The sequence below is a fragment of the Niveispirillum cyanobacteriorum genome (genome assembly GCF_002868735.1).
Taxonomy (GTDB): Bacteria; Pseudomonadota; Alphaproteobacteria; order Azospirillales; family Azospirillaceae; genus Niveispirillum; species Niveispirillum cyanobacteriorum.
Window position 1 is genome coordinate 1,614,196 of record NZ_CP025611.1, and the last position, 25,430, is coordinate 1,639,625.

At 65.0% G+C, this 25,430-nt stretch carries 20 protein-coding genes and 1 tRNA gene; 16 read left to right on the forward strand and 5 right to left on the reverse strand.

The features are described from left to right. The first annotated feature begins 59 nt into the window (after positions 1–59). On the forward strand, positions 60–1,082 hold the full coding sequence (locus C0V82_RS07315) for a polyprenyl synthetase family protein (protein WP_245924196.1): 1,023 nt from the start codon (positions 60–62) through the stop codon (positions 1,080–1,082). Positions 1,083–1,289: 207 nt separating this feature from the next. Further along, positions 1,290–1,366: transfer RNA gene (locus tag C0V82_RS07320), tRNA-Pro, on the forward strand. Between the two features lie 306 nt (positions 1,367–1,672). Here C0V82_RS07320 and C0V82_RS07330 read toward each other — a convergent pair. Both C0V82_RS07330 and C0V82_RS07335 read right to left on the reverse strand, forming a co-directional pair. Continuing rightward, positions 1,673–2,427 (reverse strand): IS5 family transposase gene (locus C0V82_RS07330; protein ID WP_102111765.1). Its coding sequence is split into 2 segments (ribosomal slippage): positions 1,673–2,097 and positions 2,097–2,427, totalling 756 coding nucleotides; the frame shifts between segments, so codons are not numbered across the junction. Positions 2,428–2,466: 39 nt separating this feature from the next. Then, a complete protein-coding gene (locus C0V82_RS07335) occupies positions 2,467–4,947 on the reverse strand; it encodes a tetratricopeptide repeat protein (protein ID WP_158659792.1) in 2,481 nt (826 codons plus the stop codon). Between the two features lie 343 nt (positions 4,948–5,290). Here C0V82_RS07335 and C0V82_RS07340 point away from each other — a divergent pair, with 343 nt between their 5' ends. The 4 genes from C0V82_RS07340 (at position 5,291) to C0V82_RS07355 (ending at position 8,882) form a co-directional block, all read left to right on the forward strand. Further along, complete coding sequence (locus tag C0V82_RS07340; protein ID WP_102111767.1) at positions 5,291–5,746, forward strand: DUF3429 domain-containing protein; 456 nt, start codon at positions 5,291–5,293, stop codon at positions 5,744–5,746. A gap of 29 nt (positions 5,747–5,775) precedes the next feature. Continuing rightward, positions 5,776–6,111: a thiol-disulfide oxidoreductase DCC family protein gene (locus C0V82_RS07345; RefSeq protein ID WP_245924197.1), complete on the forward strand. Its 336-nt coding sequence runs from the start codon at positions 5,776–5,778 to the stop codon at positions 6,109–6,111. Beyond that, entirely contained in the window at positions 6,108–7,424 is a 1,317-nt protein-coding gene (locus C0V82_RS07350) for an ABC1 kinase family protein (RefSeq protein ID WP_102111769.1), read from the forward strand. Before C0V82_RS07345 ends, C0V82_RS07350 begins: the two co-directional genes overlap by 4 nt. A gap of 108 nt (positions 7,425–7,532) precedes the next feature. Beyond that, positions 7,533–8,882 carry an APC family permease gene (locus tag C0V82_RS07355; protein WP_199772484.1) on the forward strand — a complete coding sequence of 450 codons (1,350 nt, stop codon included), beginning with the start codon at positions 7,533–7,535 and terminating at the stop codon, positions 8,880–8,882. On the opposite strand, the gene C0V82_RS07360 is transcribed toward C0V82_RS07355, so the two are convergent. The 3 genes from C0V82_RS07360 to C0V82_RS27235 form a co-directional block, all read right to left on the reverse strand. Further along, positions 8,879–9,949, reverse strand: coding sequence for a LacI family DNA-binding transcriptional regulator (locus tag C0V82_RS07360; RefSeq protein WP_102111770.1), 1,071 nt, complete (start codon positions 9,947–9,949; stop codon positions 8,879–8,881). The two genes, C0V82_RS07355 and C0V82_RS07360, sit on opposite strands and share 4 nt — an antisense overlap. 42 nt (positions 9,950–9,991) lie before the next feature. Continuing rightward, positions 9,992–11,329 carry a GH1 family beta-glucosidase gene (locus C0V82_RS07365; RefSeq protein WP_102111771.1) on the reverse strand — a complete coding sequence of 446 codons (1,338 nt, stop codon included), beginning with the start codon at positions 11,327–11,329 and terminating at the stop codon, positions 9,992–9,994. A gap of 73 nt (positions 11,330–11,402) precedes the next feature. Continuing rightward, complete coding sequence (locus C0V82_RS27235; RefSeq protein ID WP_188595064.1) at positions 11,403–11,543, reverse strand: hypothetical protein; 141 nt, start codon at positions 11,541–11,543, stop codon at positions 11,403–11,405. A gap of 52 nt (positions 11,544–11,595) precedes the next feature. Here C0V82_RS27235 and C0V82_RS07370 point away from each other — a divergent pair, with 52 nt between their 5' ends. The 10 genes from C0V82_RS07370 to C0V82_RS07415 all read left to right on the forward strand — a co-directional run bounded on the left by C0V82_RS07370 (position 11,596) and on the right by C0V82_RS07415 (position 25,411). Further along, the gene (locus C0V82_RS07370; RefSeq protein WP_245924198.1) at positions 11,596–12,741 is read left to right on the forward strand and encodes an ABC transporter substrate-binding protein; all 1,146 of its coding nucleotides are present in this window, start codon (positions 11,596–11,598) and stop codon (positions 12,739–12,741) included. Between the two features lie 41 nt (positions 12,742–12,782). Then, positions 12,783–13,652: a carbohydrate ABC transporter permease gene (locus C0V82_RS07375; RefSeq protein WP_102111773.1), complete on the forward strand. Its 870-nt coding sequence runs from the start codon at positions 12,783–12,785 to the stop codon at positions 13,650–13,652. A 3-nt stretch (positions 13,653–13,655) separates the two neighbouring features. Then, positions 13,656–14,495, forward strand: a complete 840-nt coding sequence (locus C0V82_RS07380; RefSeq protein WP_102111774.1) for a carbohydrate ABC transporter permease — start codon at positions 13,656–13,658, stop codon at positions 14,493–14,495. A gap of 4 nt (positions 14,496–14,499) precedes the next feature. Then, positions 14,500–15,585, forward strand: coding sequence for an ABC transporter ATP-binding protein (locus tag C0V82_RS07385; protein ID WP_102111775.1), 1,086 nt, complete (start codon positions 14,500–14,502; stop codon positions 15,583–15,585). A 160-nt stretch (positions 15,586–15,745) separates the two neighbouring features. Further along, positions 15,746–16,354 carry a hypothetical protein gene (locus C0V82_RS26815; RefSeq protein ID WP_158659793.1) on the forward strand — a complete coding sequence of 203 codons (609 nt, stop codon included), beginning with the start codon at positions 15,746–15,748 and terminating at the stop codon, positions 16,352–16,354. Positions 16,355–16,427: 73 nt separating this feature from the next. Continuing rightward, the gene (locus C0V82_RS07395; RefSeq protein WP_102111777.1) at positions 16,428–18,578 is read left to right on the forward strand and encodes a T3SS effector HopA1 family protein; all 2,151 of its coding nucleotides are present in this window, start codon (positions 16,428–16,430) and stop codon (positions 18,576–18,578) included. Beyond that, on the forward strand, positions 18,575–19,861 hold the full coding sequence (locus C0V82_RS07400; RefSeq protein WP_102111778.1) for a lanthionine synthetase LanC family protein: 1,287 nt from the start codon (positions 18,575–18,577) through the stop codon (positions 19,859–19,861). Before C0V82_RS07395 ends, C0V82_RS07400 begins: the two co-directional genes overlap by 4 nt. Further along, positions 19,858–21,450, forward strand: a complete 1,593-nt coding sequence (locus C0V82_RS07405; protein WP_102111779.1) for a S8 family peptidase — start codon at positions 19,858–19,860, stop codon at positions 21,448–21,450. The genes C0V82_RS07400 and C0V82_RS07405 overlap by 4 nt, the downstream gene beginning before the upstream one ends. Before the next feature lie 38 nt (positions 21,451–21,488). After that, complete coding sequence (locus tag C0V82_RS07410) at positions 21,489–23,165, forward strand: ABC transporter substrate-binding protein (RefSeq protein ID WP_158659794.1); 1,677 nt, start codon at positions 21,489–21,491, stop codon at positions 23,163–23,165. A 146-nt stretch (positions 23,166–23,311) separates the two neighbouring features. Next, positions 23,312–25,411: a sensor histidine kinase gene (locus C0V82_RS07415; protein ID WP_102111781.1), complete on the forward strand. Its 2,100-nt coding sequence runs from the start codon at positions 23,312–23,314 to the stop codon at positions 25,409–25,411. The last annotated feature ends 19 nt before the right edge of the window (positions 25,412–25,430 follow it).

Consider the following 25,430-nt stretch of genomic DNA (forward strand, 5'->3'; position numbering starts at 1 on the left):
CCCTTGGCCCGTCAACCGGGCTTGTTGTCTGCTGCCTTCTCGCGATGGAGCCTTGTCCCGTGGCCACCGTGACCACCCTTGATCCCAAGCGCCGGAAGCCGGACACCAACGCGCTCGATAATCTGGTCGCCCTCGTGGCCCAGGATCTGGCCGATGTAAACGAGATCATCATCAACCGCATGCAGTCGCCCGTGGCGCTGATCCCGCAGCTGGCAGGTTATCTGATTGCCAGCGGCGGCAAGCGGTTGCGCCCGGTCCTGACGCTGGCCGCCGCCAAGCTGTGCGGCTACCACGGGGAGACTCACAAGCCGCTGGCGGCCTGTGTGGAGTTCATCCATACGGCCACCCTGCTGCATGATGACGTGGTCGACGAAAGTGACCTGCGGCGCGGGCAGGCCAGCGCCAATGCCGTCTATGGCAACAAGTCATCAGTCCTGGTCGGTGATTTCCTGTTCTCCCGCGCCTTTCAGGTGATGGTGGAGGCAGGGTCGCTGGACGTGCTGCGCATCCTGTCGAACGCATCCGCCGTCATCTCCGAGGGCGAGGTTCTGCAGCTGATCACGCAGAACGACACCGAGACCAGCGAGGAAGCCTATCTGGAGGTCATCAAGGCCAAGACGGCGGAACTGTTCGCCGCCGCCTGCCGCATCGGTGCCGTGGTGGCGGGTCGCCCGACGGCGGAAGAGGACGCGCTGCGCTCCTACGGCATGAACCTGGGCATCGCCTTCCAGCTGGTCGATGACGTGCTGGATTATTCGGCAGCGCAGGCCAAGCTGGGCAAGAATATCGGCGACGATTTCCGCGAGGGTAAGATCACCCTGCCCATCGTCCTGGCCTTCCGCCGGGGTGATGACGAGGAACGGACCTTCTGGCGCCGGACCATGGAAGATCTGGACCAGGGCGATGGCGACCTGGAGCGTGCCATCGCCCTGATGGCCAAGCATAATGCCCTGCATGACAGCGTGGAACGCGCCCGCCATTACGTGTCGGTGGCCCGCGACGCCCTGGGCCTGTTCCCGGCCAGCCCTGTGAAGCGCGCCCTGCTGGACGTGCTGGAATTCGTGGTCGACCGCGATTATTGATGGCGGCGTGCCGCGCGGGAAATCAGGCCGGGAGGGTTCGCCCCCCGGCCTTTTTTGTATCGGGTGGATGGGTCGGCGGGCGCGATGCTGCCATGCGGGGGGACGGGGATGGGAAAATGTCATCTAGGGCTTGCATGGGCCGTTCGATGACGCTATACAGCCGCCCACGCAAACGACGGCCCCGGCGGTCGGTTGCGGAATATGTGACGGAGTGTAGCTCAGCCTGGTAGAGCGCTGCTTTCGGGAGGCAGAGGCCGGAGGTTCGAATCCTCTCACTCCGACCAGTAAAAGCCCCGGTTCGACAATGTCGGACCGGGGCTTTTTTCATTTGGGGCTGAGGTCAGGTGAGGGGGTCGAGGTATTTCTCGATCAACCGCTGGCCGTCTTCGCCCATGGTGGACCAAGCGGCGCGGGCGCGGGCGAGGTGCTCTGTATCGCTTTCGGTGGCGAGGGCCAGACGATACCATACTGCACCGATGCTGTAAGGATCGGCACTCCGGTCATAATGAACCAGTGCCTGACGATAAAGAGAACGAGCCTCTTCCAGGTTCCCCTGTTTGCCTGCGATATCACCTAGGTTCCAGACTCAATCAGGTCCAGTATGCCACGATGGTTGCAATTGCGAGGGTGGACAGGAAATTTCTGGCGAGCTTGTCGTATCGGGTGGCGACGCGTCGGAAGTCCTTGAGACGGCAGAAGACGGCCTCGACCATCCATCGGAACTTGTACCTGAGCTTGTCGAAGCGGATGGGCTTTTTGCGTGACTTTCTGCCGGGAATGACAGGCTTCGCGCCCTTCTCCTTGATCTTGGTCCGCAATTTATCGCTGTCATATCCCTTGTCGGCCAGGACATAGCGGCAATCATCAACCTCAGCCAGCAGGGTCTCGGCCATGGTGATGTCGGAAACGTTGCCCGCCGTTACATGCAAGGCCACCGGGCGGCCGAGCGTGTCAGTCAGGGCGTGGACTTTTGTGGTCTGACCGCCTCTGGAAATGCCAATGGCTTGCGCCTTGGCCCCCCTTTTCCGCCGTGGGCACACCGGTGTGCCTTCACGTAGCTGCCGTCCATGGCCACGCTGGTCGTGATCCATTGCCCGGCGGCCAGCGCATGTAATATCCGGTGCCAGTGTTTGCGCCCAGACCAGCGGTTGAAGCGATTGTACACCGTGGTCGGTGGGCCATATTCCGGCGGACAGTCCTTCCAGCGGCATCCGCTCTTGAGTATATGAATAATCCCACTGATGATCCGACGGTCATCAACACGCGGCGCACCATACTTGTGCTCAGGAAGGTGCGGCTCAATCGCTGCCCACGCTTCATCCGAAAGCCAGAAAATCTCCCGCATTCAATCCTCCAACGCGTTAATCACGCCTTGGAATCACATTCAAACAGCAATTTCAATGATATGTGCCGGTTTTGACCCTAGGCCCTTGATGCAGTTCGCCTCTCCAAGCAAAGCACCAACACACCGATAAAGCGGCAAAGCCTGTCTATAGCGATCTGCCGCAACCTCATAAAAGGAACATTCTAGCGCTATATCGCCCAGACCTTTGATACAGTTCGCCTCTCCTAGAACATCACCTCCAAACTGGAAAATAGGCAACGCCTTCTCATAATGCTCGCGAGCCTCCTTGTATAGGGAACGGCGTAAGGCGGCACCACCCAAGCCCTTGATGCAGTGTGCTTCACCAAGCATAAAGCCGCTACGCCGGAAAATAGGCAACGCCTGATTGTAGCGCTGACGGGCCTTCTCATATGAGGACTGATACAATGCGATGTCGCCCAGGCGTTGAATGCATTGAGCCTCCTTTAGGACGTTCGCGGTTCGCTGGAAAAGCTGAAGAGCCTGTTGAAACTGTCTTTCAGCTTCGCGATAGGATGAACGCTCAAGCGCAATTGCCCCCAACTGAAAAGTACATGCCGCCTGGAGCGATAGATCGTTGAGGTTTCTCGCATTCTCCGTTGCGCACGACAGCAACGCGGTGGACCCGTGTCCAGTGAACCGTTGGAACTCTCCTAGATGAGTAATTGCTCTGATAAGATCCCCACTCGGCCTGTCAGATAATTGTTTCTCTAGAACGGTGATAATGTTGCCGAACTCCGGCATCAGCCTGTCAACAGCAGCCCGACCGTCAGACGTACCAACATCGTCGCCATCCGCCGCAAGTGCCATCATGTGGGCCGCTAGAGCGTTTGCCTTTTCGGCGCTTGGCGGCAGTTTAACCGCCACCACCTCCCGCACCGGGACCAGCAGGCGAAGACGGCCCTTTTCCTCCTGGGCTAGTGCGAGGTGAAGCAGGTTGCGTTGGGCGGAGGGAGCGGCAGGGCCAAGCAGATCATCGCGCATGGCGGGGGCTAGGCCGTCGGGCAATTGGCCCAGCAGGGATAGGAGGCGTTTGCCTTCGCTGGTCAGTTTGGGGCTGTTCAGGGAGAGCATGACGGAGGCCGTGAAGTTGCCGTCCTTGTCGGTGCGCCCGTCGGTTTCCAGCAATCTGGCGCGGACGGTCTGCCATTCGGTCCAGAGGTCACGCAGGCTGTTCTGACCCTCGGCCTGTGCGGCCAGCAGGCGGATCGCCAGGGGGATGCCGTCGGTCTTGGCGAGCAGGTTGGGCAAATGCGGGTCGGTTGACAGGTGGTCACCAGCGATGCCCAGGAACAGGCGGCGTGTATCGTCATTGCCTAGGCGCGACAGCAACGCACGCCGCCATTCCAGGCCGGTGGGTGCCAGCTGGCCGCGGATTGACAGCAGGATTTTGGCAGCCTGCCCGGCATGGGACAGGAAATCCTCCATTCCCGCCGGGTCGGCATCACGCGGGGTTTCGGCATTGTCGAGGATCAGCAGGGTGGGTTGCTGGGCAAGCTCCTGCTTCAGGGGGCCGAGGATATGGGGGGACGGCGGCATGCCCAGCGCCTCCGCCACCTTCAGCGCCGCGTCATGGCCGGTGGTCGCCCCCTCCAGCCGCACGAACAGACGGCGGGGACAGGCGGCGGCAATGGCGGGGTCGTGGGCGATGCGTTTGGTCAGGCCGGTCTTGCCGATGCCGCCTGTGCCCATGACGCAGACATGGTGTCCGGACAGCAGGGCCTTGGTCGCCGTTTCCATCTCTGCCTTGCGGCCCACGAAATGGGTGGGCGGTGGGGGAATGCTCAGATCGGGGGCCTGAGGTGCTGGGGCGGGACCGGGGGCTGTGCTTGGTGGCGCGGCGAGGAGCAGGCTGTTCAGGAAAGCCGGAAGGTCCGTGTGGGATGGACCAAACGACAAGGGCAGCAGCTTTTTCCAGCCCTTAGCCCGCCAGTCAGCAACGTCCTTTTCCAGACACAGGAAGTAGTGGAAATGCTCCGCCCCCAACAGCGTGCCGTCGAGCCATTCCAGCAGACGCGCGATGTTGGGATCATCCATGGTACCGCCACAGCCGACAAAGATCAGCGAGTTTCCGGCGGCCAGGGCCTGCTGCAAGAAGGTCTGAAAGGGGCTGCGGACGATGTCTTGATACTTCGCCGAGCCCAGAACCACGCTGTCGGGACGGTCATAGTAACCATGCAGATGCAGGATGCCGCGTTCTTCCCCTTGGAACAGGCGTGTGGCTTTATTGACCTCGCTGACCAGCACTGGCGAGACCTTGCAGGCCGTGGAAAGCAGCGAATCGTAATTGGTGGTGGCCAGCGGCAGGCCATGGCGATGCAGCGCCGCCAAAGCATCCTGCAGGGCCGTATCCCTTACCGTCAGGGAACCTACCGTCCGGCGCAGCCATTCGCTGAATGCCCCATCGCCCTTATCTTGACCGAAAGCATCGGCAACGGTTTCGGCGACGCCGATCAGCTTTTTGACGTTCTTCAGCTTCAGCGATTTCAGCTCAATATCCAACTGATCGGCATCGATCCGGCCCAAATCCGCCGCGCGGCGGAGGCCGTTTTCGATGAGGCCTGTCCAGGTGGCACATTCCACGTCGCGGCCCACGGCGGCGATCGTGGTGCCGGCACCGGCGATGATCATCGCCTTGCGCTTTGCGACCGCTTCTTTGAGATCATCCAGGATGGCCATGGGACCGGTTCTATCCAACGGTGGGGACGGACAAGCGGCGGACACGGGCACGGGGATATGCGGCCCGCTTTAACAGCTTGGCCGGGCACGGTGGGGAGTTCAAGGTGGAATTGGGCAGGCGAAGCGGAGCCTTGCCGTTAGGGTAACCCGTCCTAACTCTTTCCTCATGAAAGAGAATGCATCCCTTCCCCTCCCCGTCCGTCTGCTGGGCCTGTCCGGGGTTTTGCCGCAGGTGATCTGCCTTGGCGCGGTTCTGGTTGAGGCCGGGTCGCCCGGCGCCAACGTGCCGGCGGCCATGGGCCTGGCCTATGCCGCGCTGATCCTGTCCTTTCTGGGCGGGTTGTGGTGGATGGCGGCGTTGCAGCAGGGGGTGACGCGGGCGGGACCGTATGTGCTGGCGGTGCTGCCCAGCCTTCTGGGGTGGGTGGCCTTGTTCCCGCTGGCGCTGGGGTTGGATGCGGTGCATTCCGCACTGGGGTTTGTGGGCGCGCTGTTGCTGTTGAGCCCGCTGGTGGACCTTTATCTGGAGCGGTCCATTCCCTTGCCACCCGGCTGGGTCCGGTTGCGGATGATGATGGCCGGCGGGTTGGGCCTGTTGACGCTTGCTTTGGCGCTGGTGTGAGGGCGGGCATGGCGACACCGGGCAGATCCGTGACCGTGTGGTATGACGGGGCCTGTCCGCTGTGCCGGCGGGAGATTGCGCTGATGCGCCGGCTGGACCGGCGGCGGGTCATTCACTTCATTGATGCGGCGGAGCCGGGCACCGCCTGTCCACTGGACCGCGCCGATATCCTGTCGCGGTTTCATGTGCGTGAGGGGGAGCGGTTGTTGTCCGGGGCGGCGGCGTTTGCGGCCATGTGGCGGGCCATCCCGGTGCTGCGACCCCTGGGCATTCTGGCCGGATGGCGACCCATGACACCGCTGTTTGAGGCGGGATACCGGATATTCCTGCGGCTGCGGCCGCGATTGCAAAGGTTGTTGCGATGAATGACCGTTCCCGCCCCGTGCCGCAGGCCCGGTTTGCCCGGCTGGCCGCCTTTGGACAGATGGCCGGCGGGGTGGCGACCGGCATGGTGGGCGAAGGGTTGCGCCGGCTGGCGCGTGGGGAACGTCCGCAAATGTCCGACCTGATCCTGACGCCGGGCAATGCGCGCAAGGTGACGGAGCAATTGTCCCGCCTGCGCGGTGCGGCCATGAAGCTGGGCCAGATGCTGTCCATGGATGCGGGCGATGTCTTGCCGCCCGAACTGACCAGTATTCTGGCGCAGTTGCGCGACAATGCGCATATCATGCCGCCACCGCAGTTGGACCGCGTGCTGATCGAGGCCTGGGGGCCGAACTGGCGCCGGCGGTTCGCGCGGTTCGACCCCACGCCCATCGCCGCCGCCTCCATCGGGCAGGTCCACCGCGGCACGTTGCCGGGCGGACGCGAGCTGGCCATCAAGGTGCAATATCCGGGTGTGGCGGCCAGCATCGATGCCGATATCGACAATGTCGCCACCCTGCTGCGCCTGTCGGGCCTGCTGCCGGCCAGTTTGAACATCACGCCCCTGCTGCTGGAGGCCAAGCGCCAGTTGCATGAGGAGGCGGATTACCACCGCGAGGCCGCGCAGATGCGGCATTTCAAGGGGCTGCTGGCCCATGATGATCGGTTCCTGGTGCCGGAGCCGGTCGAAGACCTGCTGCGGCCCACGGTTCTGCCCATGGATTTCCTGTCGGGTCGGCCCATCGACACCCTGGCCGACGCGCCGCAGGCCCAGCGCGACCGGGCCGTGGCGGCCCTGCTGGACCTCGTGTTGCGCGAACTGTTCGTGTTCGGCCATATGCAGACCGACCCCAACTTTGCCAATTACCGCTGGCAGCCGGAGACGGGCCGCCTCCTGCTGCTGGATTTTGGGGCGGCGCGGGCTGTGGAACCCGCCACGGTCGAGGGGTATCGCGGCCTGTTGCAGGCGGGGTTGGGCGGGAAGGTGGAGGCCATCCGCGATGCCCTGCTGCGCATCGGCTTTATCGCGCCGGCACAATTGCAGCGCCATGGTCTTGCCATTGAAGAGATGATCGGCATTCTGCTGCGCCATCTGGACCGCAGCCGGGGCGGCCTGTTCGATTTCGCCGACCGCAGTTTCGTGGGCAGCCTGCGCGAACGCGGCGCGCCCATCCTGGCCGACCGCGCCACCTGGACAATACCGCCCGCCGACGCGCTTTTCGTACAGCGCAAAATCAGCGGTACCGTGATGCTGGGTGTGAAGATGCGTGCGCGCCTGCCGCTGATTGAGATGCTGACGCCGTTTGCGGGGTAATGGGCCAGCGCAGTCCCGCATCCTCTCAGCCCCCTTGCCAGGAACCCGTCAACAATGGTCCTGTGATTGTCTGTTCCCGCCCCGGCCACAGACCCAGGAGACAAAAGAGTGACGGATCAGTCCCAACGCGAGCCGACGCTGGCCCGCAATGTGAACCTGCCGCAGCTAGCGCTTTATGGTTTGGGCAGCATGCTGGGGGCCGGCATTTATGGGCTGATCGGCAAGGCGGCGGGGGAGATGGGCAATGCCGTGTGGCTGGCCTTTCTGGTCTCCATGGTCGCGGCCCTGTTGACGGGCCTGTCCTATGCCTCGCTGGGATCGCGCTATCCGCGTGCAGGTGGTGCCGCCTATGTCACTCAACGCGCCTATGGCTGGCCCCTGCTGACATATCTGGTCGGGCTGACGGTGATGGCGTCTGGTTTGACGTCGGTCGCCACGCAAAGCCGGGTGGTGGCAGAGGCGCTGACGCGGCTGCCCATGCTGGAAGGGGTGCCGGTGCTGGCCTTGGCGCTAGGCTTCCTGCTGCTGATCGCCGGCATCGTGTTCCGAGGCATCAAGGAAAGCATGTGGGTCAATATGGCCTGCACATTCATGGAGGCGGGCGGCCTGCTGATCGTCATTGCCGTGGGTATTCCGTATTGGGGGAGCGTCGATCTGCTGGAGGTGCCGCCGACATCGGGCGGGATCGATGCGGCCATGATCCTGCAGGGTGCCGTGTTGACCTTTTTCAGCTTCATCGGGTTTGAGGACACGTTCAACGTGGCCGAAGAAGTGAAGGACCCGCAGCGTACCCTGCCCTGGGCCATCATCATCGCCATGGCGTCGGCCACGGTCATCTATCTGGCGGTCGCCATTACCGCCGTGTCGGTCGTGCCATGGCAGGAACTGGCCACCGCGTCGGGACCGCTGGTGGAGGTGGTGAACCGGGCGGCACCCTGGATTCCGCCCGTCGTGTTCGTGGTGATCACGGTGTTTGCCGTATCGAATACGGCCTTGCTGAACTATATCATGGCCTCCCGCCTGGCCTATGGCATGGCGCGGCTGGAATTGCTGCCGCGTCCGCTGGGCCGGGTGCATGCGGGTCGGCGCACGCCGCATGTGGCCATCGCCACCTTGCTGGTGATTGTGACGGCCCTGATGCTGTCGGGTGATATTGCACAATTGGCCTCGGCCACGGTGCTGCTGCTGCTGGCGGTGTTCACCATCATCAATATTGCCCTGCTGATCCTGCAGCGTCGCCCGACAGAGGCCAAGGGCGTGTTCGAGGTGCCGTCCTTTGTGCCTGTCGGCGGCGCGCTGATCTGTGCCCTGCTGTTCGTCAACCGTCTGACCACGGGCGACTGGAAGGCCCCGGCGCTGGCCGTGGGTATGCTGGCGGGTATTGTCGTGCTGTACCTGATCATGCGGCCCAAATGCGTGGACAATCTGGACAATGCCGACGAGGTGGAGGTGGATTAATACCAAACCGCCTCTGCCATCGCCTGGGTGCGCAGGTCGGTGCGGAAACGCTGCAAATCGTCGATGCGCTGATAGGGCAGGACGGTTTGCAGGTTTTCCGCCGCCTCCCCCCCCAGCAGGGCCAGCATGTGGCGGGCCAGTTCCTCACCATCGCGGCGCTGTGGCTGATAATAATAGGTGATGCCCTGTTCGAACGGCATGCGAAACGGCATGCCGCCAAAACCGATGATGCGCAGATCGCCCTGGGCCGGGTCCCTGCCCTGCTCCTGGGCCGCATCCATGGCGCCGAACATCGAAAGCTGATTGGCGCAGACGATGGCCGTCACGCCGCCGTCGCGCGCCAGAAGGTCGCTGACCGCGGCCTGACTGGCCCAGACGGACAGGGGGGAGGTCACCAGCAGCGACCTGTCCCAGGGCAGGCCGAGATCAGCCAAAGCCCGCTGATAGCCCCGCAGCCGGAAACCGGCATAGGTCATGCCGCCCGTGGGATTGAACAGGGCGATGCGCTTATGCCCCTCCGCCGCCAGCCGGGTCACGGCGTCATAAACGCCGCCTTCATCATCATGATCGACAAAGGCGTGGGGGCTGTGCAATTCGGTGCGCCCAAAGCTGACGAAGGGGAACCTGAACTCCAGGCAGAAGCGCGCCCGTTCATCCATCGGCGTGGTGCGGGAGAAGATGATGCCGTCGGCCAGACGCTGCTGAAACACCCGGCGTACGGTTTCCAGGGGTGCCTGACTGGCCGTCTGCGCCAGGACGATCAGGTTGTAACTGTCGGTCTCCAGCGTGCGCGACACGCCCTCCACCTGCGCCAGGAAGCCAGCATCGCCGTAATCGGCCACCTCGGGCGCAAAGAAGACCGAACAGATCTTCATGGTCCGTCCGGTCCGCAGATAAACACCGCCGGCATCGGGCAGGTAGCCCAGTTCCGCCGCCGCCTGCTTCACCCGCGCCACCGTATCCGGCTTCACCTCCGGCCCGTCCTTCAAGGCCCGCGACACGGTCGTGATCGACAGGCCCAGATGTTCGGCCAGGGTTTTCAGATTGATGCGCGGGCGGGCGGGCATGGCGGTCGGTCAGGTCACCTTTGAAAGCGGCAGAGAGTAAGATTATTCGCCCGTCATGGGCACTGTATTCTCATGCATCACGCGACGCATGAAATCGAAGGACGCCTTGGGCGTGCGCTTGAGCGTCTGATAGTCGACATGTACCAGACCAAAGCGCTTGTTATAGCCGTGCGCCCATTCAAAATTGTCCAGCAGCGACCAGGGCATGTAGCCCCTGATGTCCGCCCCTTCCGACAGCGCCCGGTGCATGCCGGCCAGATAATCGCGGTAATAGGCGATGCGGTCCTGGTCATTGATGCGACCATCGGCGCCCGGAATATCCAGGAAAGCTGCACCGTTTTCCGTGACATAGACGGGGGGGTTGCCATAGTCGCGGCGCAATCCGTCCAGCGCCTGATAGAAGGCGTGCCCATCAATGCCCCAGTTCATTTCCGTCCGGCGCAGATATTTCGGCGGCTCCACGATGCGGAACGGCCAGGCCGTTCCCTCTGCCGGCGACAGGTAGGTCGGGAAATAATGGTTCACCCCCTGGTAATCCACGGGGCGATGGATCTCCGCCATGTCGCCCACCTGGATATGCGGGGCAAACCGGTCCAGCACGCTGTCGGGGTAACGGCCCAGATGGACGGGACCTAGGAACACGCCATTCCACTTATCCTCAAACAGCGTCACCAGATGCGCGTCACGGTCGGCAAATTGCGGCAGGGGGCGGCCGGTATGGACCGGCAGGACGAAACCGACGGGAATGCCGGGCGCCAGATCACGCACCAGTCCCACCGCCCGTCCATGCGCCAGGTTCAGGTGATGGGCCACGCGCACGGCGGCGCGCGGGTCGGTCAGGCCGGGGGCGTGCCGCCCCTCCTCATTCCCGACCCAGGCGCAGACGGATGGTTCGTTGAAGGTGACCCAGGTTTTCGCCCGGTCGCCCAGGCGGCGCAGCATCAGTTCCGTGTAATCGGCAAACCAGCCGGCACTGTCGCGGTTGACCCAGCCGCCCCGGTCCTGCAAGGCCTGTGGCAGGTCCCAATGATAGAGGCAGGGCCAGGGTTCCAGCCCGCGTTCCAGCATGCCGTCAACCAGCCGGTCATAGAAATCCAGCCCCTTAGGATTGGCCGCCCCCGTCCCGTCCGGCAGCACCCGGCCCCACATGATGGAAAAACGGTATTGCTGTGCGCCCAGGTCCCGGATCAGGTCCAGGTCTTCGGCCCAGCGATGGTAATGGTCGCAGGCAACCGTACCGGTATCGCCATTGGCCACGCGACCCGGCGTGGCGCAGTACGTGTCCCAGATGCTGGCCCCACGCCCATCATCGGGTGCCCCGCCTTCGATCTGATAGCTGGAGGTGGAGACACCCCACCTGAACCCATCCGGGAAACGCATGATCGGATTCTTTCACCGCTGAAGGACGATACCCAAAATCGTAACGTTTCGAAAAATCTGGGTCCAGTGAAAATCACGCCATTATCGCCGCTTTCCGGGTTTGACATTCGCGGTTTCGCATCCATACTTCTACAAAATCAAAACGTTTTGGATTGTGCGGCGCGATGAAGGTAAGGGCCAAATCATGCTGCGTCGCCATAAGACTGGCGGTCATCGCCTGCATTGCCCTGGGAAGCAGTGCATCAGCGGCGCAGGAGCTGGAGGTGATGCACTGGCTGACCTCAGGCGGGGAATCGGCGTCGCTGTCGGTGGTGCGCCAGGCATATCGGGATCAGGGCGGGGTATGGCGGGACGCACCGGTGCCGGGCGGGTCGGCTGCCCGGGCCGCCGCCGTCAACCGTATCCTGGGCGGCAACCCGCCGCCGGTCTTCCTATTCTCCCTGGGTGCGCAGTTGCGGGAACTGTCCGCGCATGGGTTGGTGGTGCCGGCACCGGGGGCGGGGGCAGAATGGGACCGGGTGTTGCCGCCGCTGCTGTCACGGTCGGCGCAGCAGCAGGGGCGGTACATGGCCGCCCCTCTGAACATCCATGGCGAGAACTGGATGTTCTACAATACGGCCCTGCTGCGACAGGCGGGGCTGGAGGTGCCGCGCACCTGGGAAGCCTTCATCACGGCGGCGGCCACGCTGAAAGCCATGGGCAAGACACCCATCGCGCTGGGCGGACAGCCCTGGCAGGAACGGCTGCTGTTCAACGCGGTACTGCTGGGCGTCGGCGGGCGGGATTTCTATCGCCGGGTCTATGAGGCGCTGGACGAAACCGCGCTTTCCTCCCCCACCATGCTGGCGGTGTTCCGTACCTTCGCCAGCCTGCGCCCCTTTGTGGATGAGGGCAGCCCCGGACGGCGCTGGAATCAGGCGACGGCCATGTTGATGCGCGGCGATGCGGCGTTTCAGTTCATGGGCGATTGGGCCAAGGGCGATATCAGGGCGGCGGGGATGGAGCCGGGGGTGCAGATCGGCTGCGCCCTGGCCCCTGCCCCCGACCCGGCCTACATCATGGTGGTGGACGCCTTTGCCTTCACCCAGCCGCGCGATGCGGCAACGGCAGAGGCGCAGAAGCGCTTCGTGGCGGTGATGATGGACCCCGCGGTTCAGGCCGGGCTGAACCAGGCCAAGGGCTCCATCCCCGTGCGTACCGACGTGCCCGATGATGGCTTTGATATCTGCGCGAAACAGGCCATGACCCTGATCCGCGCGCCAGAAACCAATCTGGCTTCCACCGGCATGGGCCTGTCCGGCGGCATGGCCGGGGCCGTGGACGATGCCATCTCGCATTTCTGGAACGACCCGCGCCTGTCCCCGCAGGAGGGGCAGGCGTTGCTACGAAAATCCATTCTGGCTTTTCGTTGATCTGGGTGCAGCAAACAGATGGACAAGGGAGGCATAGAGGGATGAAGCCATCGCACCGGGCACCGGCCATCGCCCTGCTGCCGGCAGGCATGATCACCTTTGTCTGCTTCTATCTGTTCATCGCCTGGACCTTCGCCATCTCCCTGACGGGCTCGCAATTGCTGCCCCGTTGGGATTTCGTCGGCCTGCTTCAATATGAACGGCTGTTTGCGTCGGCCCGCTGGTGGACGGCGATGGGCAATATGGCGCTCTATGGCACCCTGTTCATCACCGGTTGCCTGACGGTAGGCTATCTGCTGGCCATCCTGATCGACCGGGGTGTGCGGGCGGAGGGGGTTTACCGCACCATCTTCATGCTGCCGCTGTCCATGTCCTTCGTGGTCACGGGCATCATCTGGCAATGGATGCTGAACCCCGGCCTGGGTATTCAGCAGGCGGTGCGCGGCCTGGGATGGGAGGAATTTGCCTTCAACTGGCTGGTCCGCGCCGACCGCTCCATCTACACGGTGGCGCTGGCCGGCATCTGGCAGCAATCGGGCCTGTGCATGGCCCTGTTCCTGGCAGGATTGCGCGGGGTGGACCCCAATATCTGGAAGGCAGCGAAGGTGGATGGCATTCCCACTTGGCGCGTCTATGCCGCCATCATCACGCCGATGCTGCGGCCCGTCTTCTTCACGGCCGCCATCCTTCTGTTTTCCCTGGTCGTGAAATCCTTCGATCTGGTGGTGGCGCTGACCGGCGGCGGGCCCGGCTTCTCCTCCGACCTGCCGGCGCGGTTCGTGATGGAGCATATTCTGAACCGGCAGGAACTGGGTTTGGGTGCAGCGGGTGCCTGCATGATGCTGGCCACCATCGCAGCGGTCGTCGGCCCCTATCTCTATGCCGAAATCCGGCAGAAGAAGGGGGGCTGAGCCATGCGCCGCTTGCCCCTTTACCTGATGCTGACCATCGCGGCGCTGATGGTGCTGTTTCCGTTGCTGGTCATGCTGGCGACCTCCCTGAAACCCCTGGACGAGATCAATCATGGCAGCCTGTTTGCGCTGCCGCAGGACCCCACAGTCGCCGCCTGGACCAAGGCCTGGGGCGGGGCCTGTATTTCCGGTACCTGCCGGGGCCTGTCGGTCTGGTTCGGCAATTCCTTCGCCATCGTACTGCCGGCCCTGTTCTGCTCCCTGGCCCTGGGCGCCTTGACCGGCTACGCCCTCAGCCTGCGGACCGCCAAATGGGTGGACATGCTGTTCGCAGCCTTGCTGATCGGCCTGTTCATCCCGCCGCAGGTGACGCTTTATCCGATGATCGTGCTGGTGCGCGAAATGGGCCTGTTCGGCACGCTGGGCGGGCTGGTCTTTGCCCATACGGTCTGGGGGCTGGCCTTTGTCACCTTGCTGTTCCGCAACTTCTTCCTGTCGGTGCCGCGTGACCTGCTGAAGGCGGCGCGCATCGACGGGGCCGGGTTCCTGGCCAGTTTCTGGCATGTGATGCTGCCCTTGTCGCTGCCGGTCTGCGCCGTCGCCCTGGTGCTGCAATTCACCTATCTCTGGAATGACTTCATCCTGGGCCTGACCTTCGCGGGGCCGGGGCAGCAGCCGGTGACGGTGGCGCTGAACGTGCTGGCCGGGTCGCAGTTCGGCCCGCAGGAATACAATGTCAATATGGCGGCGACCATGATCGCCGCCCTGCCCACCATCCTGGTCTATCTCCTGTCCGGACGCCTGTTCGTGCGCGGGATCGCGGCCGGGGCCGTGAAGGGATGAGATAATGCAACGCGTGCATTTGCAGGGCATCGCCAAAAACTTTGGTGGCACCAATGTCCTGGAACAGATCGACCTGACTATTGAAGCGGGTGAATTCCTGGTGCTGCTGGGCCCGTCGGGCTGTGGCAAGTCCACGCTCTTGAACATCGTGGCGGGGCTGGAGGAACCGACGGGCGGGCGCATCCATTTCGGGGAGCGCGACGTGACGGACCTGGAACCCGATCAGCGTGACATCGCCATGGTGTTTCAGTCCTACGCGCTCTACCCTACCATGTCCGTGCGCCAGAATATCGGCTTCGCGTTGAAGATGCGCGGCCTGTCCAAGGTGGAGATCGCGGCGAAGGTGGCGGGCGTCGCCAAGCTCTTGCAGATCGAACATCTGCTGGACCGCAAGCCGTCGCAACTATCGGGCGGGCAGCAGCAGCGGGTGGCCATTGGCCGCGCCCTGGTGCGCGAACCGCAGGTGTTTTTGTTGGATGAGCCGCTTTCCAACCTGGATGCCAAGCTGCGCGCCGACATGCGCGTCGAACTGAAGCGCCTGCATGAACGGTCGCGGCGCACCACGCTTTATGTCACCCATGATCAGGTGGAGGCCATGACCTTGGCCAGCCGCATCGTGGTGATGAACAAGGGCCGCGTGCAGCAATGCGACCGGCCGGAAGTTGTCTATGCCAAACCCGCCAACCGATTCGTTGCCGGTTTCGTGGGCGCCCCCACCATGAACTTTCTGGAAGGGGAACTGGCGCTGGTCGATGACGGCCCGGCCCTGCGTCTGGATCATCAGATATTGCCGCTGCCGGGCCTGCGGGCCGGAACGGGATTGCAGGTGGGGCAGAGGCTGGTCCTGGGCCTGCGACCGGAGCATCTGTCCCTGGCACCGGCGGGGGAGACCGGGACCTGTGAGGCCCAGGTGGTGATGACGGAGCCGACGGGACCCGACACCTTTGTCTTGGCGAGGCTGGCCGGGCGGGAGGTGACGGCCCGCATGGCGCCAGGGGTGGCCCTGTCGGCGGGGCAGACGGTCGGCCTGCACCTGAACGGGGCCGCAGCCAGCCTTTTTGATACCGGCGAGGGGGTACGGCTGAACTGAGGCACCCCCGCCCGATACGCGTAATAAGGGTAATTAACCAGAACCTGTTCTCGATATCGTCTTGAACAGCCTCCCCCGTGCGGGTTAATCAGGAGGGGGCTGCGCGCCTGCAGCCGGGAGAGGACACACGCCCGGACACGGGTCATCGGAGAGGTGCTGCATGTACGGTTATCCCCAGACCATTTCCTTCCCGCAGACGATTTCCTTCCCGCAAACCATTTCGTATCCGCAGACGATCTCTTATCCCCAGACCATCTCCTGCGCCCCGGTTGGCTGTGCCTATCCCCAGACGATCAGCTTCGCTCAACCGCAGACGATCAGCTTCGCTCAGCCGCAGACCATCAGCTTCGCGCAGCCCCAGACCATCAGCTTCGCTCAACCGCAGACGATCAGCTTCGCTCAACCGCAGACCATCAGCTTCGCTCAACCGCAGACCATCAGCTTCGCCCAGCCGCAGACGATTAGCTTCGCTCAGCCCCAGACCATCAGCTTCGCCCAGCCGCAGACGATAAGCTTCGCGCAGCCGCAGACGATCAGCTTCGCCCAGCCGCAGACGATCAGCTTCGCGCAGCCCCAGACGATCAGCTTCGCCCAGCCGCAGACGATCAGCTTCGCGCAGCCCCAGACCATCAGCTTTGCGCAGCCGGGCACCATCAGTTTCCCGCAACAGGCGGCGGGTGGGGTACAGGCCCCGGCGGCACCGCCGCAGACGGGTGTGGCCGGTAATCCCTGGGTGACGCAGACGACTTACTGCCCGCCGGCGGCCTGACATCCGCCTGTAACGGGCCGGTGGGGATGCTACCCTGCCGGCCCAGTTGCCCAGCCCTTGCGAAGGCGGCCCCATGTTTCTGCTGGCCAGTGATATTGCGCCCTTTCTGCTGTCACGCGATCTGCTGACACAGCGCGATGTCGCGGGCGACCAGTTGCGGGTGCGGGAGGTACGGCGGCGTAACCGCAGCTTCCGTGTCTCCGGCATCGACGGGCCGGGCCTGTTCATCAAGCAGGTAGCGGCATCGGCCCCTGACCTGGCCGGGTCGATCGGGCGGGAGGCGGCATTGCACCAGCTGGCGGAGACGGTGCCGGCCCTGGCCGTCCTGCGGGGCGCCACGGTGCGCCTGCGCCGGTTTGAGGAAGGGCGGCAGGCCCTGATCTTCGATCTGTTTGCCGAGGCCGAGACGCTGGACGCCCATTACCGCCGCACAAAGCGGATGGATGTCGATATCCTGGCGCTGCTGGGCGCCGGTCTGGCCGGCATCCATGCAGAGGCAGAGCCGATTGCGACCATGATCGGCACGCAGATCGCGGCACAGCGCGTGGCCCCCTGGATACTGACCATCGGGCGGCGGGATGTGCCCCTGTTCGGGGCGGGGGGCGCGCAACTGGTCGCGATGATCCGCGCCACGCCCAGCGTCCTCCAAGGTCTGGAGGGGGCGCTGTCGCGCTGGCAGCCGCGCACCCTGATCCAGGGTGACATGAAATGGGACAATATCCTGGTGCGGGGTGGGCCGGCGGGGGTGCCGGAGCTGCGCATCGTGGATTGGGAGCTGGCCGATATTGGCGATCCGTTGTGGGATGTGGCGGGGGTCCTGTCCGGCTTTTACGCTTCCTGGCTGGTGGAAGATGGGCACCTGCCCTGGATGGCCGATCCCACAGCCCAACCCCGCGCGCCGGAACCGGTGCCCATGAAACCGCTGACCGCCATGTTCCCGGCCATGGCCGGGTTCTGGCAGGCGGCGACGGGCGGACGCTGGCAGGCCGATGATGGGGACTTGCGCGCCATTGTGCCCTATCTGGGGGCGCGGCTGCTGCAAAGTGCCATGGAGAGCACTTTTACCTCCCCCACTGTGCCGCCGCTGGCCGCCGAATTGACCAATCTGGCCGGTCTGGCCTTCAGCGATGCCGACCGGTTCATGACGGAGTTCATGGGGGTTGGCACGGTCGCGGCAGGCCGGGCGCCCGAAGCGGTGACGCGCACCATTGATGAACCCGCACCCCGTGCCGCCGGCATGTGGGCCGCCCCCGCCCTGATCGCCATTGCGGAGGCGGTGCGGATCGTGTCGCCGCAATCGGTGCAACTGCCGGGACTGCCACCCGTGCCGGTATCGGTGCAGCCGGGACAGGATGTGCGGGTGGCAATGGTGGATGCCATTTGGCCCCTGCTTTATGAACAGGCCTATACCAAGCCCTGGACCGGTACGGCGACAGAGGCGACGGCCCGCGACCTGACGCCCGATCCTGCCCTGATCGCGGCCCTGTCGGCGGCCAACGCCGGACAGCCGGTATTGGACCGGGGTTGGCAGGTCTATCAGGTGACGCCGGACGGGCGGCTGCATGTGGAAAAGGGCGGGATGTACCGTGTGGTGACGGCGGCCCAGGCGGGATTGCCGCCCGGATACACGCCGCCGCCGGGCCAGCGCATCGACATCCCCATGCCGAACCAGGCCGTGACGGCACAGGCCGGATATTTCCACGCGTTCGGCGAAACCCCGGCCAGTGCGGCGGATGAGGGCGAACTGGCGCGGCTTTATTTCAATGTCGCCGCCGACCAGGCACCGGCCCTGCTGCACCTGCTGACCCTGGGTCTGAACCGCTATTTCATTCCATTCAGCCTGAAATGCCCGTCCTCGCCGGCGCTTTATGACCGGGTCGACACGCTGGTCCTGTACCCGCCGCGCCGGTATCTGCCACTGGTGCTGGAGGTGCTGGACGAGGCGGTTTCTGTGCTGGCCCCGCTGCTGCGGTCGGGGGAGCCGCTGTTCACACGCCGGTTGCTGCCGGGGCTGGGCGGGGCCGATGACCCGGGGACGGGCGAAAGCTTCGGCCAGTCGCGATGCCGGCAGGTGGCGGCGGGGATCATTGATGCCTGGACGGGCGGCGGGGCGCTGATGGATTGCATCGCGGCCCGGCTGACGGGGGCGGGGCTGCGGCTGGATGCGCTGCATCTGTCGCCGGGGATGGCCGATCTGTACCGACCCTTGGCGAGGACGGCATGAACCAGATGCTGGCCAGTGCGCCCCTGGTGGAAGGAAGCGGACATTTCCTGCGCTGCGCGGACGAAATTGGCCGCCGCCTGTGCCGTGACGCACTGCGCACCGGCGACGGAACGCTCAATTGGCTGCGCACAGAGACGGAGCAGCGGGAAAACCTGACGCAGTTCCTGCTGCGGCCTGTGGGCGGTGACCTGTATCAGGGGGCCGCCGGCATTGCCCTGTTCCTGTGGATGTTGCATCAGCGCACGGGCGACCGGATGGTGGCCCGCACCGCCGAACAGGCGCTGACCCTGGCCGAAGAACAGGCCGGCGGAGCGGGTTTCTACACCGGCGCCGTCGGTACCGGTTGCGTGATGATCAGCATCGGTCTGGCGCAGGGGCGGCAGGACAGGGTGGAACGTGGGCTGGGTCTGGTGGCGCGCGGGGCAGCGGCGGTGACGGGGGTGGACCTGCTGTCGGGGGGCGCCGGTCTGGTGCCGGTGCTGCTGACCCTGGCACGCACACAAGGGCGGGCGGATTTCACAGGCATGGCCGTCCAGGCCGGGGAGATGATCCTGGCCGCCGCAGAGGCGGGGCCGGACGGTCTGTCCTGGCCGGCGGCGGATGCATCGGGGCCGCCCCCGACGGGGCTTGCCCATGGCGGCAGCGGCATGCTTCCGGCCCTGGCCAGCCTGCATCTGGCAACGGGGGAGGCACGCTGGGCCGAGGCGTTGACGGCGGCGTTGCGGTATGAACGGTCGCGGTTCGATCCCGTGCGGGGTAACTGGCCCGATTTCCGGGATGCCAACGGCAAACCATCCGCAACCCCGGCTTTCGGCGCCTCCTGGTGCCATGGCGCGGCGGGGATCGGGCGGTCGCGCCTACGGCTGCTGATGGCCGGCGCGCAGGACCCGCTGCTGGAACAGGAACTGGAGGCGGCGTTGGCCGCCATCATCACCTTCCTGTCACGTCCCATGGGCGCGCAGGCGCCGGACCAGAGCTATTGCCACGGGCTGGCCGGGATGGGCGATCTGCTGCTGGATGCCGGGCTGTGGCGCAACCGCGCCGATTGGACGGCGCTGGCCGCCGGTATCGGCTATCGCGGGATCGAACGGCACGGGCTGCCGCGCACCCCCTGGCCCTGCGGCGTGCGGGACGTGGGCGAGGTGCCGGGCTTGATGACGGGTCTGGCCGGGATCGGCCATTATCATTTGCGCCTGCATGACCCGGTGACGACGGGCAGCATCCTGCTGCCCGATCCGTTCCTGGGCACACGCAATAGTCCAACGGGAGGAACCACCCCATGAACGCCCCCAGACATGGCGCCCGCTTTCCCGGTTCCCCGAGAGAGGACGGCGGCCCGGCGCGGCTGGTCGTGTCACACCGCACGGCGCATCTACAGGACGACGAGCAGCGCAAGCGCGGGCGGGAGCAGTTCGATACCTATGTCGACAAGGTGCTGTCCCCCATCACCAATCTGAAACGACAGAAGCAGGCGCCGGGCGACCATGGCCGCCGCATCCTGGTGGTGGAGGGCGATGCCGCAGAGCTGGAAGTCAAGCTGACGGAACGGCCCGACCATCTTCTGGTGGAACGCGAACTGCCGCGCGATATCCCGCGCCCCCTGCCCCCCGTGCTGCGCGACCTGCACCGGCGGGTGAAGCCGGAACCCGCCCCGCGGACAGCGGCGGAGAAGAAGGCGCAGACGGCCCTGCGCCTGACCGTCCTGGCCGATGGGCACCCGGCGGAAGGCGCGCAGGTAGGCGTCTGGTTTGAAACGGGCGGCGCGGATACCAAGCTGGTGCAGGTGGTGGCCGATGCCAAGGGTGTCGCCGTGCTGCCGTACAAGCAGGGCTGGACCCCGTCCAAGGGCCTGATCCTGCCCTATGGACGGGCGTGGAGCATGCTGGTCCCCGCCCCGCATGACGGGCAGGTGGTGCAGCTGCCGGCCCTGCCGCAGGGGCCGGTGGGGTGGTGGCAGGCGCTGACCGGCCATCCCAGCTATGACCCGCATCGGGGTGCCGGACTGCGTATCGGGGTGATCGATACCGGCGTGGGGCCGAGCCCGCTTCTGTCGCATGTGCAGGGGCTGGGCGCCTTCATCAATGGCGAGTTCATTCCAGGGACCGCCGCCGCCCAGGATGTACAGGATCATGGTACCGCCACGGTCGGCCTGCTGGGGGCACGTCCGCCCGTGGACAGCCAGGATTTCTGTGGACTGGTGCCCGGTGCCGATATCGGCGTCGTCCGCGTCTATCCGGAAAATGGCGGGGCCAGCCAGGTGGACATCGCGTCCGCCATCGACCTGCTGTCGCTGGATTTCAAGGCCGACCTGATCAATCTCAGCCTGGGTGGGGCGCCGTCGGCCATCGAGCATGACGCCATCATCGCCGCCCGCCTGCGCGGCACGCTGTGTCTGGCATCGGCGGGCAATGGGGAGGGCGGGGCCGTCACCTATCCCGCCGCCTATCCCGAATGTGTGGCCGTTTCGGCGCTGGGCCTGCTGGGCACAATGCCCGTGGGCAGTTTCGCCGCCAGTTGGATCCCCGATACGCCCGACCGGTTCACGGGCGGCGGCATCTTCGTGCCGGATTTCATCAGCGTCGGCTGGCAGATTGATGCCATCGCGCCGGGAACGGGCCTGATCTCCACGATCCCGTCGCGTTATGGTCAGGCCACCCCCTATGCCGATATGAGCGGAACCTCCCTGGCGGCACCGCTGACCACGGGGGTTCTGGCCTCCATCCTGTCGCGCGACCCGTTTTATGGGGCACTGCCGCGCGGCATGGGACGGGCCGATTACGCGCGCTATGCCCTGACCCGGCAGCTGGTCAATCTGGGCCTTGCCCCCTGGTACCAGGGTTGTGGCGCGGCGCACGCGCATCCGGTGTTATGAGGGCGGGCGGCCTTCTGCACCACCTGGGACAGGGCCTTGTGGCCCTGCTGTTCCTGCTGACCCTGGCACAGGGGGCCGGGGCGCAAGGTGCCGGTGTGCCGGACGCGCGCAACCAACGCCTGCTGGAGGAAAAGCGGGTGGTAATGGCCGCCGACAATATCTATCCCCGCACCCATTTCGCACAGATCATCACGCAGCCGCAGGCCACCCTGTTCCGCCTGACCCAGGGCGTGGTCGGGCGCATGCATGGCGAACTGATCGCCTGTTCGCTCTGTACCCAGTTGCCCAACGCCCTGGATGGGTCACTGGTCACCTATACGGATGAGGCCGGGCGGCTGGTGACGCGGGCCGTGTTTGACCTGCTGCCCAACCTGCGCTGGGGCGATGGCGCGCCGCTGGAACTGGGCGATCTGGAATTCGGCCTGACGGTGGCCAAACGCTACCCGCCCCTGATCCTGGACCCGACGGGCATCACCTCGCGCATCCGGTCGATGCGGATGGTAGGGGAACGCCGACTGGAAGTGGTCTATGACGGCGTGCTGTGCAAGGAACAGCTTTTCGTGCCCCCGCCCCTGCCCCGCCGGCTGGAGGAACCGCTCTACAGTGCCGATCCGGCCACCTATTTTCAGCGTACACTCTATTTTACAAAGCGCACGCATCCGGGCCTTTATCTGGGGCCGTATGTTATTGAGGCGGAGACGGCGCCCAGCGTGATCAAGCTACGCCGCAACCCTTACTATGCCGGCCCGGCCCCGTATTTTGAGCATATTGACATGCTGTTTGGCGATCCCGCCGCCGCCGAACAGGGGCTGTTGGACGGGACCATCGATATCCTGCTGCCCAAGAGCGTGCGGGAGGATGCGCTGATCCGGTTCACCAAGGAACGGCGCGACAGTTTCAAGGTGATCTGGTCGCCATCCTCCACCCTGACCTGGCTGACCCCCAATTTCGACCATCCGGCCCTGGGCGACCGGCAGGTGCGCGAGGCGCTGTATCTGGCGCTGGACCGCGAGGCCATGGTGCGCGACCTGACGCTGGGCACCTCGCTGGTGGCACCGGGCTATCTGCATCCGGGCCTACCCGCCTATACGGCAGGGTTCCCGCGCTATGGTCATGACCCGGTGCGGGCGGCTTACCTGCTGGACATGGCGGGGTGGCGCCGGGACAAGGCCGGGCAACGCCGCAATGCCGCGGGGCAGCTGCTGGAAATGACCGTGTCCTACCGCGCCGGCGACCGCAGCGTGGGGCAAGCCCTGGCCGCCGCCTGGCGCGCCGCCGGATTTGCCATCACGCTGAAGGAAGAGACGGACATTATCGGCACGTTCCGGGCACGCAAGTTCGACATGGTGTTGAGCAGCATCACCTATGTCGCCAACTCCCCCTCCATGCCGCTCTATTTCCTGTCCAACAGTATTCCGTCGGCGGAGAACGGTATGCAGGGCCTGAACTTTGCCGGCAACCGCACCCCCGGCCTGGACCGGGCGATCGAGCGAATCGATCGGGCCGGATGCACGCGGGAGGATTTAAGAGAAGCGTGGCTGGGCTTTCAGAAGGAACTGATGACCGAATTGCCGCGCATGCCGATGTGGTTCAACAGCGTCGGCACCGTCTTCACCAACCGTCTGGAAGGGGTGGGCAACCCGCCCTTTGGTGATCCGGTGCTGACGGTGCAGCGCTGGCGGCCCAAAAGGGCCGCTGCCCCCGCGCGGCCCTGACCAAGCGTTAAGTACATGTGGTTGAATATCAGCGAAGTTTGGGCAATCCTGCATAATGATGATGTGTGACGGATGAAAGACCGGGGAATGAGGGATCAGGACTGGTCTGGATCGGGCAAGGATAGCCCGCCCCGGCGGCGGATCAGATGGTGAGCATGATTGATGCCCGGCGCCAGGGACTGACGTTGCGTTGGCAGGGAAGCCGCCTGGGCCCGATCCTGCGCGCCCTGATCCCAACGCTGGTTGTCGTCATCCTGATGGCTGGGCTGTACAGCCGAGGCGGACAGACGGTACAGGACCTGTCGGGCGACAATGCCCTGATCCTGCGCAATATGGAGGCCAGCGTGCGGCTAGCCGATATCGGCAACCGCATGCAGGGGTTGAGCGCACGGTTCAACTGGATCCTGGTGCTGAAGGCCGCCGAGCGTGAAGGCATTGATGTCCGCGCGGAACTGGAGAATGCCACCGCCGCGCTGGACAATGTCATCACCGATATGGAGGCCTATCGCCGCAATGATGCGCGGCCCGAGCAGATCCCCGCCATCAACGACATGCTGAACGAGTTGTCGGATTATCGCAGCGCCGTGACCTGGGTCGGGTCCATGGTCGATCTGGATTATCCCAGTGCTGTCGCCTACCTGGAATCTTTCGGCCAGATGTTCAACCGGGTGCAAAGCCAGTTGGACCGCATGGTCAGCGAACATGGCAATCAGGCCCGCGAACTGGCCGCCGCCGCTGCACACCGCGCCGACAATACCATCCAGACCTTCCTGTATTTTGCCGTCGCCATGTCGGCGGGCGTAGCCCTGGTTTCCTGGCTGATCGGCCGGTATCAGCAGCGGTTGCGCATTGATACCGAGATTTTGCAGGAAAAGGTGGATGCCCGCACCGCCGACCTGCGCCGCGCCAATGCGGAGTTGGAGGCATCGGCCACGACCCTGAGCCGCTTGGGCCATGTCGGGCGCGATCTGACGGCCACGCTGGACCCGGCGGCGGTCTATGCCGCCCTGGCGCAGAGTGCCGCCGACCTTCTGCCCACCGATGCGTTCGGCATCGCGCTGCTGAACGAGGCGGCGGACGAGGTGGGCTATGTGCTGTTCACGCTGGACGGCGTGGACCGGCCCGACCTGCCCCGCTATTCGTTGAGCCACCCCACCTCGCTGACCGTCAAGGCGCTGAGCAATGGGGCCGATGTCCTGGTTCTGGACGGGGCGGCAGCGGCAAGCGCGCCCACCTTGCAGGAAGGCGGGGATGCGCGCATGGCGTCACTGGCCTTCTGCACCCTGGCCTTTTCGGAAAAGGTGCTGGGCGTGCTGACGGTACAGACGCGGCGGCACGGGGCCTATGGCCCGCGCGAACAGGATATCCTGCGCACCCTGGCCGCCAGTGCGGCCATCGCCATCGCCAATGCCCAGGCCTATCGCCGGCTGGACACCACCCTGACCGAGCTGCGCGCCACGCAGGCGCGGCTGGTGCAGCAGGAGAAACTGGCCTCCCTGGGCGGGCTGGTGGCCGGTGTGGCGCATGAGATCAACACACCGCTGGGTGTGGCCCTGACGGGTGCCAGCTTCATCGGCAACCAGTGCGAGGAGTTGAAGGAACGCGTCGATAGCCGCACCCTGAAGCGCAGCGACCTGGAGGAATTCCTCACGATCACCAGCGAAGGCATGCATGTGGTCCTGACCAACCTGACCCGTGCCGCCGATCTGGTGCAGAGCTTCAAGCGCGTGGCCGCAGACCAGTCCAGCGAAGAGGCCCAGATGATCGATCTGGGCCAGTATCTGCGCGAAACCGTGCGCAGCCTGGAACCGCTGCTGCGGCGCAGCCGGATCGGCATGGTGCTGGATCTGGCGGACGGTGTCAGGCTGCTGGTGGCGCCGGGGCCGGTGGCGCAACTGATCACCAATCTGGTGCAGAATGCCGCCGTGCATGCCTTTGCCGACATCGCCGAACCGGTGATCACCATCCGCCTGGACCCGGTGCAGGGGCGCGACGAGCCGGTGCGGTTCAGCGTCAGCGACAATGGCGTCGGCATGACGGCGGAGGTGGCGGCGCGCGCCTTTGACCCGTTCTTTACCACGCGGCGCGGCAGTGGCGGCACGGGCCTGGGCCTGCATATCGTGCATAATCTGGCGCAGGCGGCCCTGGGCGGTGACGTGGAACTGACCACGGCACCGGGGGCGGGTACCCGCTTCACCATCACCCTGCCCCGCACCCCGCCCGCCCGCGCCAGCGCGGCGGAATAGCCCCTGGGCGCGGATGCGC